This is a genomic window from Halorubrum xinjiangense, from assembly GCF_900102375.1.
Lineage (GTDB): Archaea > Halobacteriota > Halobacteria > Halobacteriales > Haloferacaceae > Halorubrum > Halorubrum xinjiangense.
Window position 1 is genome coordinate 48,587 of the sequence record NZ_FNBO01000010.1, and the last position, 13,514, is coordinate 62,100.

Here is a 13,514-nt window from a genome sequence, read left to right on the forward strand (position 1 = left end):
GGTAGAGACCGAAGGGGAACGTATGGCCGAGGACACGGGAGCGCCCCCGACGACGACCGAGGACGACGCTCCCGCCGCGTACGTGCGGGCCAACCGCGAGGAGCTGGTCTCGCTGGCCCTCGATCTGCTCGCGGTCGACACGTCGAACCCGCCGGGCGACACGCGCGGGATCGTCGCCGAGATCGAGCGGTTCCTCGACCCGCTTCCGGTCGCGGTCGAGCGGTTCGCCGTCGACCCGGCGAAGCCGAACCTCCTCGTGCGCGTCCCCGGTGCGTCCGACCGCACGCTGCTTTTCAACGGGCACCTCGACACCGTGCCGTTCGACGCCGACGCGTGGACGCGCGACCCGCTCGGCGAGCGCGTCGAGGACCGCGTCTACGGTCGGGGCGCGACCGACATGAAGGGCGCCGTGGCGTCACTGCTGTTCGCTATCCGGGCCCACGCGGCCGCTGACGCCGACCCGCCCGTCGACCTCCTGTTCGCCTTCGTGAGCGACGAGGAGGTGGGCGGCGACGCGGGGCTCCCGGCGCTGCTCGACGCGGGGGCGCTCGACGCGGACGCGTGCGTGATCGGCGAGCCGACCTGCGAGGAGGGCCGCCACTCCGTCACGGTCGCGGACCGGGGGAGCATCTGGCTGACGCTCGAGGCGAGCGGGGAGGCGGCGCACGGCTCCCGGCCGACGCTCGGCGTCAACGCCGTCGACCGGCTCTACGACGCCGTCGAGACGCTGCGCCGGCGGTTCGGCTCCGAGCGGCTGGATATCGGGACCGAGATGGAGCCGATCGTCGCGGAGTCGGTCGAGTACTACGCGCCGTCGATGGGCGAGGCGGCCGCGCGAGACCTCTTCCGGTACCCGTCTATCAACCTCGGCGTCTTCGAGGGCGGCGACGCGGTGAACGCCGTCCCGGGGGCCGCGCGCGCCGAGATCGACGTGCGGCTGACGGCGAGCGTCCACACGCCCGACCTGCTCGCCGGGATCCGCGAGTGCGTCGCCGACTGCGAGGGGATCACGGTCGCCGACGTCTCATGGAGCGTCGGCACCGCCGAGGCGCCGGACAGTCCGCTCGTCGAGGCCGTCGCGTCGACGGCGGCGGCCGTCACGGGCGACCGCGTCTTCAGGCGGAGCGCCACGGGCGGCGGCGACGCCAAGAAGCTCCGGAACGCCGGGATCTCGACCGTCGAGTTCGCGCTGGGGACCGACACCGTCCACGCGCCCGACGAGCACGTGCCGGTCGACGCGCTCGTCGACAACGCGGTCGTCTACGCCCGGCTTCCGGCGGCGTGGCGGGCGGAGATCGACCGGTAGCGGTCCGCGAACGACGGGAAGAGCGACTCGCGGGCGATTCGGCGCGGCTGAGAAAAATATAGATAAGCGGCCGTTCCACCGGTGGGTATGCGGAACAATACGACGACGGCGAACGGACAGGCCCGCGAGGGCGAGGGGCCCGACTCGGTGGACGTCGGAGGCGAGCGACGCCGACTCCCGTACCGGCCGCCGGACGCCGACACGACGGACGCCCGCTGACGATGGAGCGGTTTCAGAACACCGGCCAGCCCGACTGGGACTGGTGGGGCAAGCTCTGGCCGACGCCGGGCGCGACGCTCCGGGAGCTCGGGCTCGCGCCCGGCCGGTCGGTCGCCGAGGTCGGCTGCGGGAGCGGCTACTTCGCGCTCCCGGCCGCCCGGATCGTCGAGCCCGCGCCCGTGTACGCGGTCGACGTAGACGAGGCGCTGCTCGACGAGCTCGACGCGCTCGCCGAGAAACAGGCGATCGAGAACGTCGTTCCGGTCCACGGCGACGCCCGGAACCTGACCGAACTCCTCCCGGACCCGGTCGACGCGCTCGTCGTGGCGAACACCTTCCACGGCGTCGACGACCGCTCCGGATTCGTCGAGGGGGCGTTCGAAGCGGTCGCCCCCGGCGGGAGCCTGATCGTCGTCAACTGGCACGACCGCCCGCGCGAGGCGACGACGGTCGGAAACGAACCCCGAGGGCCGCCGACGGAGCTACGGATGCCCCCCGAGGAAACGGCGGAAGCCGTCAGCCGAGCCGCGGCGTTCGAACTCGACCGCCGGGTCGAGCTGCCCCCGTACCACTACGCGCTCGTGTTCCGTCGGTAGCCGCGCTGAACCCCTCGATACCGCGCGGATACCCTCGATGCCGCGACCCCAGAACCGCACTGAATATGGTATTTTTAGAATTGTGGAATACTCGCACAAGACTAATACGGTACGTCCGCAACCGTCGGGTGTGAGACCGCCATGACCGACATCGAACCCGACGACACCGTCGACGCCAGAGGCGCGGCGTGCCCCGGTCCCCTGATGGACCTCATCGGAGCGATCCGAGGCGCCGAGTCCGGGGACGTCGTGCGACTCCTGAGCGACAACGAGGGGTCGCTCACCGACGTCCCCGAGTGGGCCGAGGAGGCCGGTAACGAACTGCTCGCCGTCGAGGAGCTCGACGACCACAACGCGTTCTACGTGGAGAAAGCATGACCGAGCGCGTCATCATCGTGGGCGGCGGGACCGGCGGGTCGGTGCTCGCCAACGACCTCGCCGACCGGCTCGAACCGGAGCTCGACGCCGGCGACGTCGAGGTCACCCTGATCAACGACGGCCCCGACCACGTCTACAAGCCGGTCTGGCTGTACGTGCCGTTCGGCCAACGCGAGCCGGCGGACGGTCGCCGCGCGCTCGACGAGCTCGTCGACGACGCTGTCGACCTCCGGATCGACCGCGTGTCCGCGATCGACACGGACTCCCAGCGGCTCCGGTTCGACGGCGACGGGCCGGCATTGGCGTACGACCACCTCGTGTTAGCGACCGGGTCGACGCTGGAGCCAGAACAGATCCCCGGTCTCGCCGAGGGCGGTCACGACTACTACAGCGAGTCGGGCTCGACCGCCCTGCGCGACGAGCTGCTGTCGTTCACAGAGGGCGAGCTCGTGTTGAGCGTGATCGGGACGCCCCACATGTGTCCGGCGGCGCCGCTGGAGTTCGTCTTCATGGCCGACGACTGGTTCCGCGAGCGCGGCCTGCGCGAGGACGTCGAGATCACCTACACGTACCCGATCCAGCGCGTCCACGGGAACCCGCACATCGCCGAGTGGGCCCGACCCATCATGGAGGAGCGCGGGATCAACGTGGAGACGTTCTTCAACGCCGAGTCGGTCGACCCCGACGCGGAGACGATCACGTCGATGGAGGGGACCGAGCTCGACTACGACCTCCTCGTGTCGATTCCGCCCCACGGCGGCGTCGACCTGATCGAGGCGGCGGGGCTCGGCGACGACGGCTGGGTCGACGTCGACAAGCACACGCTGGAGGCCGAGGCGGCCGAGAACGTCTATGCGCTCGGCGACACCGCCGACACCGGCGTCCCGAACGCGGGCAGCGTGGCGCACTACCAGGCCGGCGTCGTCGGACAGCGCCTCGCGAGCGAGATCCGAGACCGGCCGGCGACGGCGACGTACGACGGCAAGACCCTGTGTTTCATCGAGACCGGGATGGACGCGGCGTCGTTCGTCGAGTTCGACTACGAGCGCCCGCCGTCGCCCGCGCCGCCCTCCGAGAAGCTTCACTGGTCGAAGCTGGCGTACAACGAGTCCTACTGGCTCACCGCGCGAGGGTTGCTCTGACCATGTCCGAGACGGAACGCTCCGAGTCGACCGACCTCGAGGCGGCGATAGCGGAGAACCCGGAGGCGGTCGCCGCGTTCGTGGAGCGGCTCGACGCGGTCAACGAGCTGCTGGACGTGCTCTCCTTGGGCGAGGGCGCGCTCTCCGACGAGATGGTCCGCGAGCTCTCGGCCACCGGGTCGACGCTCGCGGAGTCCGCCGACGGCCTCGCCACCGACGAGACCGTGGCGCTGGCCGAGGCCGTCGGCGAGAACGGCGAGGAGCTGCGGGCGGCGCTCGACACGCTGCTCACGCTCCAGCGGAGCGGCACGCTCAACGAGCTGGCCGAGGTCGCGGCGGTCGGGTCGCTGGCGACCGCGGCCCTCGACGACGAGATGGTGACGTCGCTGGCCGGGACCGGCGCCGCGCTCGGCGAGGTGGCACAGACCGCGGCCGACGACGACACCCGCGACGGCGTCGAGACGCTGCTGAAAAGTGTCGGCGAGGCGGAAAGCGAGTCGCCCGAGCGGGTCGGGGCCGTCGGGCTGCTCCGCGGCGTGCGCGACCCGGAGGTCCAGTACGGGCTGGGCTACCTGCTGGCGGTGGCGAGCGCGATCGGTCGCGAGCGGTCCGACCGCGAGTGAACCGCCGCGGAGTCGTAGCGGGGGAACGAGCGTTCGAGAATCGGAACCGGAGTCCGTTCCGCGGCGCTTAGACGAGGAGTTGGATGTCCGCCTCGGCCATGTCCTGGAGGGCGGTCGCGGCGCCGACGCCCGTGGTGACGCCGTCGTAGAAGTCGTCCTCGTCGTACCCCATCAGATCGATGGTCATCTGACAGGCCTGGAACTCCACGCCCATGTCGAGGCTCGTTTCGAGGAGCTCCTCGATCGTGGCGGTGTCGTTGTCCGCGATCTTCTTTTCCATCAGCTTCGTCGTCACGCGGTCCATGCCGGGGAGCGCGGCGACGGCGTTCGGGACGGGCATGTTGGGGTTGCCGACGGAGCTGAGCTTGAGGCTCTTCGAGCGCTCCTCGTGGAGGATCTCGAGCCCCCAGAACGTGTGGAAGACGGTCACCTCGTAGCCGAATGCGGCCGCGGTGCTGGCGAGGATGAGCGGCGGGTACGCCATGTCCAGCGTTCCCTTCGTGGCGATGATGCTCATCTTCTTGCCGCCGTCGTCGGTGGCCTCGGCGAGCGCGTCCTCAAGCTCGTCGACGCGCGCGGCTAGCTCCGCGCGAGAGGGCGCTTCGCCGGCCGGAACGTCCTCGACCGGCGCCTCGTCGGCCGGAACGTCCTCGGCCGGCCCCTCGTCAGCCGGGGCGTCCGCGGCCGACGCGTCGGGTGTGTCCGTCCCCATCGTTACTCCGTCTTGCGGACGTAGTGTTTGTACACGTCGTCTCCCTCCGTCTGGTCGACGAGCTCGACGCCCGCGGTGCCGTCGGCCCAGCCGTCGATGTCGCTCATGCTGCCGGGGTCGGTCGCCAGCACTTCGAGGACCTCGCCCGCGGCGAGGCCGTCGATGGCGGACTTCGTCTTCACCACTGGCATGGGGCACGATGCGCCTTTCACGTCGAGCGTCTCCGCGATGTCGAATTCGGCACTCATTGGAAATCTGCTCCGGTTGTCTGTATTGGAGCTAGCGCACAATACCCCCCGGCAAAGTAAAAGATTGTCGATTCTTGTGAAGAGCGCCAACTATTGTATAAAGTGAAATTTGTTTAGATGGCCATTAAACCTTGTATGGAGACATTAAGTGGACGACAGAGGAGAGTTGCCGGCAGTAGTATTGTTTAGATGAGGAAATACTATGAAAATGCTTTTGTGCGTCGACCCGGTAGAACCGACTGCGAAATATGAATGCCGACGACTTCCCGACGCCGGACGTCGAGGTCGACTCAGTCGACCCGGAATCGTTTAAACACCGAATCGACGCGGGCGAGGCCGTCACGATCCTCGACACGCGCATGGGGTCCGACTACGAGGAGTGGCGCATCGACGGCGAGAACGTCACGTCGATCAACGTCCCGTACTTCGAGTTCCTCGAAGACGACATCGATGACGACGTCCTCGACCGGATCCCCGACGACCGCGAGGTGACCGTCCTCTGCGCGAAGGGCGGCGCCAGCGAGTACGTCGCGGGCGCGCTCGCGGAGCGGGGCTACGACGTCGACCACCTCGAAGACGGGATGAACGGCTGGGCGAGGGTCTACGAGGCCGTCGAGGTCGAGCGCTACGACGGCGCCGGCACGCTCCTCCAGTACCAGCGCCCCTCGTCGGGCTGTCTCGGCTACCTCCTCTATCACGACGGCGAGGCCGCGATCATCGACCCCCTCCGGGCGTTCACCGATCGCTACCTCGACGACGCCGACGACCTCGGCGTCGACCTGACGTACGCCGTCGACACGCACGTCCACGCAGACCACATCTCGGGCGTGCGCGACCTCGACGCGGAAGGCGTCGAGGGCGTCATCCCCGCGGCCGCGGTCGACCGCGGCGTCACGTACGCCGACGAGCTGACCACGGCCGAGGACGGCGACGCCTTCTCGGTCGGCGACGCGACGATCGAGACCGTCCACACGCCCGGCCACACCACCGGGATGACCTCCTACCTCGTCGACGAGAGCCTCCTCGCGACCGGCGACGGGCTGTTCGTCGAGAGCGTCGCGCGCCCGGACCTCGAAGAGGGCGACGAGGGCGCGCCCGACGCCGCGCGCACCCTGTACGAGTCGCTTCAGGAGCGCGTCCTCACGCTGCCCGACGACACTCTGATCGGCGGCGCGCACTTCAGCGACGCGGCCGTCCCGGCCGACGACGGCACCTACACGGCGCCGATCGGCGAGCTCGTCGCGGAGATGGACGCGCTCACGATGGACGAAGACGACTTCGTCGACCTGATCCTCTCGGACATGCCCCCGCGGCCGGCCAACTACGAGGACATCATCGCGACGAACCTCGGCCAGAACGCCGTCGACGACGAGGAGGCGTTCACCTTAGAGCTCGGGCCGAACAACTGCGCCGCCAGCCAGGACTCGCTCGCGGGTGACTAACGACGCAAATGGTCGCTGACCCAGTACTGCTTCAGGCTGTCGCCGAGCTGTTCCCCAACGGGGTCAGCCGGTACGCCGTCGGCGGGCTGCTCGTCGGCCTCGGGACCGTCGTCGTCTACGTCGGGACCGGTATCCCGGCCGGAGCGAGCACGTTCCTCGAGTCGACGCTGTCGTACGTCTCCGGCCGGTCGCGGTTTCAGCGGTACGTCGGCTCGCGGGACTGGCGGCTCGTGTTCACGGCCGGGATCGTCCTGGGCGGGCTCGCGTTCGCCGCGACGGTCCAGTCCGGCGTAGTCACGACCTCGCTGTACGAGCCCGGGACGACCGGCCGGCTGTACGAGGTCGCCGGCGTGACGCTCTGGACGACCGACGTCCAGCCGTGGCGGCTGTTCTTCGGCGGCATCCTCGTCGGCATCGGAACCCGGATCGGCAAGGGGTGTACGTCCGGACACGGCGTCTGCGGCGTCGGCTCGGCGTCGAAGACGTCGCTGGTCGGCGTCGCGACGTTCCTGACCGTGGCGATCGGGACGGCCCAGGTCGTCGCCGCGTTGGGGGTGAGCCCATAGATGGCGGACCGCCATCCCCTGTTCAAGCCGCTGGTGTTCGTCGGCGGCCTGATATTCGGGTTCGGGCTCGGGTTCAGCCACATGGCGCGGCCGGAGGTCGTGGTGAACTTCCTCCTGTTCGAGGACCTCGGCCTCCCGTTCGTGATGTTCGGGGCCGCGATCGTCTCCGGCGTCGCGTTCGCCCTGCTGCCCCGAATCCGAGACGCGGCGCCCCTCACGGGCGACCCCTACGAGCGACGCCTGAAGCCGTTCGACCGGAACGTCCTCATCGGCGGCGCCGTCTTCGGCGTCGGCTGGGGGCTCTCCGGGATCTGCCCGGGCGCAGCGTACGCCAGCCTCGGGGTCGGCAACGTCACCATCCTCTGGGCGCTCGGCGGCATGTTCGTCGGGGCGTACGCGCAGGGCTACTGGCGGAGTCGGAGCGGGGCCCGCGACGCCGCGGCGGCGGGCGCGGACTGACACACCGGCTCCATGGACCCCGCTCTCATCGCCCTCTTCGTCGGCGCGGCGCTCGCCAGCCTGTTCATGGCGTGGGTGATCGGCGCCGGGTCGAGCGGCGCGACCCCGTTCGCCCCCGCCGTCGGCGCGAACGCCATTGGGACGATGCGCGCCGCCCTCCTGGTCGGCGTCTTCGGCTTCGCCGGCGCGGTCACCCAGGGCGGCAACGTCTCGGAGGCCGTCGGTAGCGGCCTCGTCGGCGGGATCAGCCTGCCCGTCGCCGGCGTCATCCTCGTTCTCGTCCTCGGCGCGGGGCTGATGGCGGTCGGCATCACGACCGGGATCCCGATCGCGACCGCGTTCACCGTGACCGGCGCCGTCATCGGCGTCGGCCTCGCGCTCGGCGGGACGCCGGTCTGGGCGAAGTACCAGCAGATCGGCGCCGTCTGGGCCCTGACCCCGTTCGTCGGCGGCGGCATCGCGTTCGCCATCGCCGGCGTCCTCCCGCGGCCCGGAGTGCCCGAGCGATACAGCGTCGCGGCGCTCGCCGGCCTCGTCGGCGCCGTCCTCGTGAACGTTCGGTTCAGCTTCCTCGGCGAGGGGGCCACGTCGGGCACCGTCCGGGGGCTCGGGCAGCAAATGCTGGCGGCCGACGGCCTCGCGTCGGCGGCCGCGATTACCGGCCTCGCCGCGCTGGCGGTCGCGGCCGTCGTCTGGTGGGACGTGCGTCGCGACGAGGCGGGCGGGCTGCGGCGCGTGCTGCTCGCGCTCGGGTCGCTCGTCGCCTTCTCCGCGGGTGGGAGTCAGGTCGGGCTGGCCGTCGGTCCCCTGCTCCCGCTGCTCGACGAGGTGGGGATGATCTCGACGATGACCGTCCTCGTGGGCGGCGGGCTGGGGATGCTGGTCGGCTCGTGGACCGGCGCGCCCCGGATGATCAAGTCGCTCGCGCAGGACTACTCGTCGCTGGGGCCGCGGCGCTCCATCTCCGCGCTCGTCCCGTCGTTTTTGATCGCGCAGCTGGCCGTGCTCCTCGGCGTCCCCGTCTCGTTCAACGAGATTGTCGTGAGCGCCATCATCGGGAGCGGCGCCGCCGTCGGCGGCCGAGCCGCCGTGGACGCCCGGAAGATCCTCGTGACGGTGGGCGCGTGGGTGGGCTCGTTCGCCCTCTCGTTCGCGCTCGCGTACGCCGCCGCGATGCTCCTTTTATAAGCGAGCCGCGCCGCGGCGTCAATTCCGTATAAATGAACGCCGCGGTGGCGCGTGCCGACGAGCGCCCGCAGGGCGCGAGTCGCACGCGCGAGGTCGCCGGCGCTACGCGCCGGCTGCCAGAGGGACCTTCGCTCCCTCGCTGGAGTCGGCTGACCGGAGCGAAGCGGAGGGAGGCCGACAGGGCGAGAGCGAAGCTCTCGCTTGAAACCGGACGTAGTCCGGTGACGAGGCTGGGGAGGCGTGAGGCGCGGTCGCTGTGCGGAGCGGGGCGGGACTCAAAGGGGCAGTCGCGAGGGCGCCGTAGGCGACGCAAGCACTGGAAGGAGCGAACGGAGTGAGCGACTGAAGCGCGTGGTTCGAGACGCCTCCGGCGTCTCGTCATCACGAAAGGCGCAAAGCGCCTTTCGAACGACAGCGAGCGTACGGCGCCCTCGCGACTGGGGCTTTGGAGGTGTTCCCCGTCGGTTCTCCGGCGTCCATTTATAAACAAGCGGGAGGAGCTACTGAAGTAGCCGCCACGGCAGCGACCGCGTCACCGCGGCGCAACGAGCGCGCCACCGAAGCACTCGTCTTTTTACGTCGCTCGAGGCGGCGGGACGAGGAAGACGTTCCCGGTCGCCCGCGCGACGATGTCCTCGGAGACGCTGCCCAAGAGGAGCCGCCGGATGCGACTCCGCCCCTTCGATCCGACGAGGACCGTCGACGGCGTGACCGCCGCCTCGACGGCGAGGATCTCCTCGGCGGGGTCGCCGCGGCGGACCTCGGTCCGCGTCTCGATCCCCCACTTCTCCAGCGTGCGCGCCCGCTCGGCCAACCGCTTCGCCGGGCCGACGCCGTCGTCGGCCTCCGCGTCTTTCGGCGACCGGACGTGGACGAGCGTCGCCTCCTCGGTCGCGTGACGGAGGTACGAGAAGGCGTCGAACGCCCGATCGGCGTGCTCGGAGAAGTCCGTCGCGAAGAGGATCCGCCGAAAGAGGTGCTCGCGGCGGATGTCCGGGTCGTCGGCCGCGCGCTCGACGCGGTTGACTAAAAGCGGGACGACGGTGGTCCGCGCGAGGTTGCGCGCGGTCGAGCCGATGACCCGGTTCTCCAGCGGGCTCTGTCCCCGCGACCCGACGACCGAGAGGTCGGCGTGGACGGTCTCGGCGATGTCGTTGAGGCGGCGGTGCGGCGTCCCGCGGACGACGTGCGTCTCGACGTCGAACCCCGCGGCCTCGATCACCGCCCGGTACCTGTCGAGCCCCCGCCGCCGGCGCGCCTCGAAGTCGACGCCGGGGGTCCCGGCGTGGACGTTCGCCGGGACGACCGTGACGAGGTGGATCGTCCGGACGCCGATACGGCCCAGGCAGTCGAGACAGGTCTCGTTCTCGATCGTCGCCTCGCTGGCGGCCGACAGGTCGGTCGCGCACAGGGCCCTCATGACGACACGTACGGCGAGCGACGACTACACGGTTGCGCTCGGGTCGGCGGACGTGCCACCCAAAAACTTCTCCGTAAGTTATCGGTACTCCGACCGAGGTTACCGGAATATAGTATTGTACAGTGAGCCCAAAACCGTTATAGGCACGAGGCAGGTAGGGGAGAGTGAGCAGAAATGTACCAGATGCGAATTTCCGCGGACGGAAGTCGGAGGGAGAGTCGATGGCGGGACTAGAGATCCCCAGCTGGGACCCGGAGACGGCCCTGCTTATCGGCGCGATCCTCCTCGAAGCGTTCGTGCTGTACGTCGGCTACGGCGGCCTCGAACGGCTCGTTGGCCCCTATCTCATGAGACTCATCGTCGGGGGTGACACGAGTGCTCAGTAGCCTTCTCAGCGGGCCCGGCTTCCTGGGGACGAGCCCAGAGATGCTCGCGCTGTTCGTCGGGTTCGGCCTCGTCGTCGGCGTCCTGTTCGGATTCTTCGGCATGGGCGGGTCGTTCCTCGTCACCCCGGCGCTCCTAATGTTAGACTACCCGGCGCCGGTCGCGGTCGGGAGCGGGATGGCGTTCGTCTTCGGGACGGCCGTCATCGCGACGCTGAAACACCACGACCTCGGGCAGGTCGACTACAAGCTCGGCGTGATCATGATCACCGGGACGACGATCGGTATCGAGGTCGGCCGCGCCAGCGTCTACTACCTCGAGTCGATGGGGCTCGCCGGCGGCGTCATCAGCGTCGCCTACGTCGTCCTGCTCGGCGGCGTCGGCGCGATGGTCACCCGCGACGCCCTAAGGGGAGACGGCGGCGGCGGGATCGACCACGAGGCGGCCGACAAGGACCTCGACGAGTACGAGATCCCCGAGATCGCGAAGACGATCCAATGGACTGTTCGGATCCCGCCGATGGTGACGCTCCGCGGCGACGTCCGCGTCTCCGCGTGGGTCATCACGGCCGTCGCCTTCGCGACCGGTGTCCTGTCCGGGTTCCTCGGCGTCGGCGGCGGCTTCATCCGGATGCCCGCGATGATCTACGCGATCGGCGTCCCGGTGCCCGTCGCGGTCGGGACGGACCTCTTCGAGATCGTCTTCTCCGGCGGGCTCGGCAGCTACCTCTACGGACAGGGCGGGGGCGTGAACCTCGGCATCGTCGCGCCGCTGCTGTTCGGGAGCGCCCTCGGCGCGCGCGTCGGCTCCGCGGCGACCGCCGTCGTCGACGCCGACGGCATCAAGGTGTACTTCGGCGGGATGTTACTGATCGGCTCCATCGCCGTCGGCATCGGCGAGGTCGGTTCCTACCTCGGCAACCCCACGCTGGAGCTGCTCGGACTGGTGCTCGTGGTCGGCGCGGCGGTCGTCGTCGCGTTCGCGGTCCTCTACACGGCGGTCAGCTCGCTCCGCGTGACGAGTCGACAGCAGCCGTCCACCACGGACTGAGGATTGCTCCCCTCGACCCGCGGGCGTGGAATCGCCTTCATTCCACAACAGTCGCGCGAGTCTGGTCGTCGTCTCCTCCCTCACAGTCCCTCTTCGCCGCCCTCCTGCGTGAGGATAACGACCATCGAGAGCCCGGAGATGACGAGCAGGATGAGCGTCGGGACGACCGCGTACTGGTAGAGCGCGGTCGACTGCGCGCGCCAGATCTGGGTGACGATCGTATCGAAGCCGGACGGCCGGAGGACGAGGGTGACGGGGAGCTCTTTCATCGTCGTGAGGAACACGAGCGCGGCCCCGGCGACGATCCCGGATCGAGTGAGCGGGAACGTCACGCGGCGGAACGCGCCGGTCGGCGACTCGCCGAGCGTGCGTCCGGCCTCGACGAGCCGTCGGTCGACTTGGAGGATCGACGTCCGGGTGGACCCGACCGCCTGCGGGAGGAATCGGACGACGTACGCGAAGATTAACAGCGGCAGCGTCTGATAGATCCACGGCACGTACCCGGAGCCGAAGTACACTAACGCGAGCGCCAGCACGATTCCGGGCACCGCGAACCCGACGTACGTCGCGCGCTCAAAGACGACCGCGAGCGGCGAGTCGTGGTTCGCGGCGAAGTACGCGATGGGGATGGCGGCGAGCGCGGCGACGACCGCGGCGGCCGCCGAGACCGACACCGAGTTGAGCACCTGTATCGGCTCGAACGCGAGCGAGGGGCGACGCCCGGCCTCCGACCGGACCAGCCACAGCCCGAGGATCCACAGCGGCACCAGAAGCGCGAACGCGGACACGCCGGCGGGCAGCAGCGTCGCGGGCCAGCGTAACCGGCCGAGCAACACCCGGTCCTCGGTCCGGCCCGCGTCGTCGCCGCTCGTCTCGCGGTCCGAGCGGACCGCCCACTCCAACGTGAGCACGAGGACCACCACGACGAGCAGCTGGAGGGAAAGCAGCGCGGCGTAGTCGCGACCGAACGCGTTGTACTCGACGTATATCTGCCGGGTGAACACCGGAAGCCGCATGATCGACGGGGTGCCGAAGTCCGAGACCGCGTACAGCGCGGCGAGCAGCGAGCCCGCGGCGACCGCGGGTCGGATGGTCGGGAGCGTCACGCGGCGGAACGCCGCCATCCGGCCGTGGTTCAGCGTCCGGGCGGCCTCTAAGAGGGTCGTGTCGAACGACAGCAGCGCGGCCCGGGTCGTCAGGTAGACGTACGGGTACGTGTACAGCGTGATGACGAGGATCGACCCCGAGAGGCCCGAGACCTCCGGGACGCGCTCGACGCCGAGCGGCGAGAGCACCTCGTGGAACTCGCCCTGCGGGCCGAACGCGGAGACGAACGAGAAGGCGCCGACGTAGCTCGGGACGACGAGCGGGAGCGCGACCGCGACCGACCAGAAGCGGCGGAACGGGAGGTCGGTCCGGGCCGTGAGGTACGCGAGGGGGACGCCGACCGCGATAGAGAGAGCGGTGACGCCGGCCATCAGGAGGAGGCTGTTGACGAGCACGTCGGCGGTGGCGGTGCTAAAGAGGAGGTCCACCGCGCGCTCGCGCTCGACGGCGACCGCCTCGATGACGAGCCACGCGAGCGGGAACACGAGGGTGGCGGCGATCGCCGCGCAAAGCAGCGTGAGCCCGATCGGGAGCCTGCCGTCGCCGTCGGTCAGCCGGTCGCGGATCCGGGTTCGCAGGGTCATTGTGCGGGGTGGAGCCGAGTTGTCGGAATGAGGGCGCGCCGAGCGTTAGTGGTTCCGATCGCCCGGCGAGCGCGCTCCGACGGATATATG

Annotated in this window: 16 protein-coding genes; 12 read left to right on the plus strand and 4 right to left on the minus strand. The window is 69.8% G+C overall.

Features of this window, described 5'->3' with window-relative positions:
• The first annotated feature begins 22 nt into the window (after nt 1–22).
• From F3H13_RS11695 to F3H13_RS11715, 6 genes are all read left to right on the plus strand, one after another.
• The gene (locus F3H13_RS11695) at nt 23–1,306 is read left to right on the plus strand and encodes a M20 family metallopeptidase (protein WP_149799206.1); all 1,284 of its coding nucleotides are present in this window, start codon (nt 23–25) and stop codon (nt 1,304–1,306) included.
• An 87-nt stretch (nt 1,307–1,393) separates the two neighbouring features.
• On the plus strand, nt 1,394–1,525 hold the full coding sequence (locus F3H13_RS16545; RefSeq protein ID WP_262488606.1) for a hypothetical protein: 132 nt from the start codon (nt 1,394–1,396) through the stop codon (nt 1,523–1,525).
• Between the two features lie 2 nt (nt 1,526–1,527).
• On the plus strand, nt 1,528–2,121 hold the full coding sequence (locus F3H13_RS11700) for a class I SAM-dependent methyltransferase (RefSeq protein ID WP_149799207.1): 594 nt from the start codon (nt 1,528–1,530) through the stop codon (nt 2,119–2,121).
• Between the two features lie 141 nt (nt 2,122–2,262).
• A complete protein-coding gene (locus F3H13_RS11705) occupies nt 2,263–2,499 on the plus strand; it encodes a sulfurtransferase TusA family protein (RefSeq protein ID WP_149799208.1) in 237 nt (78 codons plus the stop codon).
• The gene (locus tag F3H13_RS11710; protein ID WP_149799209.1) at nt 2,496–3,641 is read left to right on the plus strand and encodes an NAD(P)/FAD-dependent oxidoreductase; all 1,146 of its coding nucleotides are present in this window, start codon (nt 2,496–2,498) and stop codon (nt 3,639–3,641) included. Before F3H13_RS11705 ends, F3H13_RS11710 begins: the two co-directional genes overlap by 4 nt.
• A gap of 2 nt (nt 3,642–3,643) precedes the next feature.
• On the plus strand, nt 3,644–4,264 hold the full coding sequence (locus F3H13_RS11715) for a DUF1641 domain-containing protein (protein ID WP_149799210.1): 621 nt from the start codon (nt 3,644–3,646) through the stop codon (nt 4,262–4,264).
• A gap of 67 nt (nt 4,265–4,331) precedes the next feature.
• Here the strand turns inward: F3H13_RS11715 and F3H13_RS11720 are convergent, their stop codons facing one another.
• A complete protein-coding gene (locus tag F3H13_RS11720; protein WP_149799211.1) occupies nt 4,332–4,976 on the minus strand; it encodes a DsrE/DsrF/DrsH-like family protein in 645 nt (214 codons plus the stop codon).
• 2 nt (nt 4,977–4,978) lie between these two features.
• The gene (locus tag F3H13_RS11725) at nt 4,979–5,224 is read right to left on the minus strand and encodes a sulfurtransferase TusA family protein (protein ID WP_149799212.1); all 246 of its coding nucleotides are present in this window, start codon (nt 5,222–5,224) and stop codon (nt 4,979–4,981) included.
• A gap of 248 nt (nt 5,225–5,472) precedes the next feature.
• On the opposite strand from F3H13_RS11725, the gene F3H13_RS11730 reads away from it, so the two are divergent.
• The 4 genes from F3H13_RS11730 to F3H13_RS11745 are packed head-to-tail and all read left to right on the plus strand — an operon-like array spanning nt 5,473 to nt 8,879.
• Nucleotides 5,473–6,666 (plus strand): MBL fold metallo-hydrolase, encoded by a 1,194-nt coding sequence (locus F3H13_RS11730; RefSeq protein WP_149799213.1) that lies wholly within the window; start codon nt 5,473–5,475, stop codon nt 6,664–6,666.
• Between the two features lie 8 nt (nt 6,667–6,674).
• The gene (locus F3H13_RS11735) at nt 6,675–7,232 is read left to right on the plus strand and encodes a YeeE/YedE family protein (protein WP_149799214.1); all 558 of its coding nucleotides are present in this window, start codon (nt 6,675–6,677) and stop codon (nt 7,230–7,232) included.
• Nucleotides 7,233–7,691, plus strand: a complete 459-nt coding sequence (locus F3H13_RS11740; protein WP_149799215.1) for a YeeE/YedE family protein — start codon at nt 7,233–7,235, stop codon at nt 7,689–7,691.
• Nucleotides 7,692–7,703: 12 nt separating this feature from the next.
• Entirely contained in the window at nt 7,704–8,879 is a 1,176-nt protein-coding gene (locus F3H13_RS11745) for an inorganic phosphate transporter (RefSeq protein WP_149799216.1), read from the plus strand.
• 574 nt (nt 8,880–9,453) lie between these two features.
• Here the strand turns inward: F3H13_RS11745 and F3H13_RS11750 are convergent.
• On the minus strand, nt 9,454–10,299 hold the full coding sequence (locus tag F3H13_RS11750; RefSeq protein WP_149799217.1) for a universal stress protein: 846 nt from the start codon (nt 10,297–10,299) through the stop codon (nt 9,454–9,456).
• Between the two features lie 221 nt (nt 10,300–10,520).
• Here F3H13_RS11750 and F3H13_RS16255 point away from each other — a divergent pair, with 221 nt between their 5' ends.
• Both F3H13_RS16255 and F3H13_RS11755 read left to right on the plus strand, forming a co-directional pair.
• Nucleotides 10,521–10,685: a DUF7512 family protein gene (locus tag F3H13_RS16255; RefSeq protein WP_188128057.1), complete on the plus strand. Its 165-nt coding sequence runs from the start codon at nt 10,521–10,523 to the stop codon at nt 10,683–10,685.
• Nucleotides 10,675–11,733: a sulfite exporter TauE/SafE family protein gene (locus F3H13_RS11755; RefSeq protein WP_149799218.1), complete on the plus strand. Its 1,059-nt coding sequence runs from the start codon at nt 10,675–10,677 to the stop codon at nt 11,731–11,733. The genes F3H13_RS16255 and F3H13_RS11755 overlap by 11 nt, the downstream gene beginning before the upstream one ends.
• An 80-nt stretch (nt 11,734–11,813) precedes the next feature.
• On the opposite strand, the gene F3H13_RS11760 is transcribed toward F3H13_RS11755, so the two are convergent.
• Entirely contained in the window at nt 11,814–13,424 is a 1,611-nt protein-coding gene (locus F3H13_RS11760) for an ABC transporter permease (RefSeq protein WP_149799219.1), read from the minus strand.
• Nucleotides 13,425–13,514 lie beyond the last annotated feature (90 nt).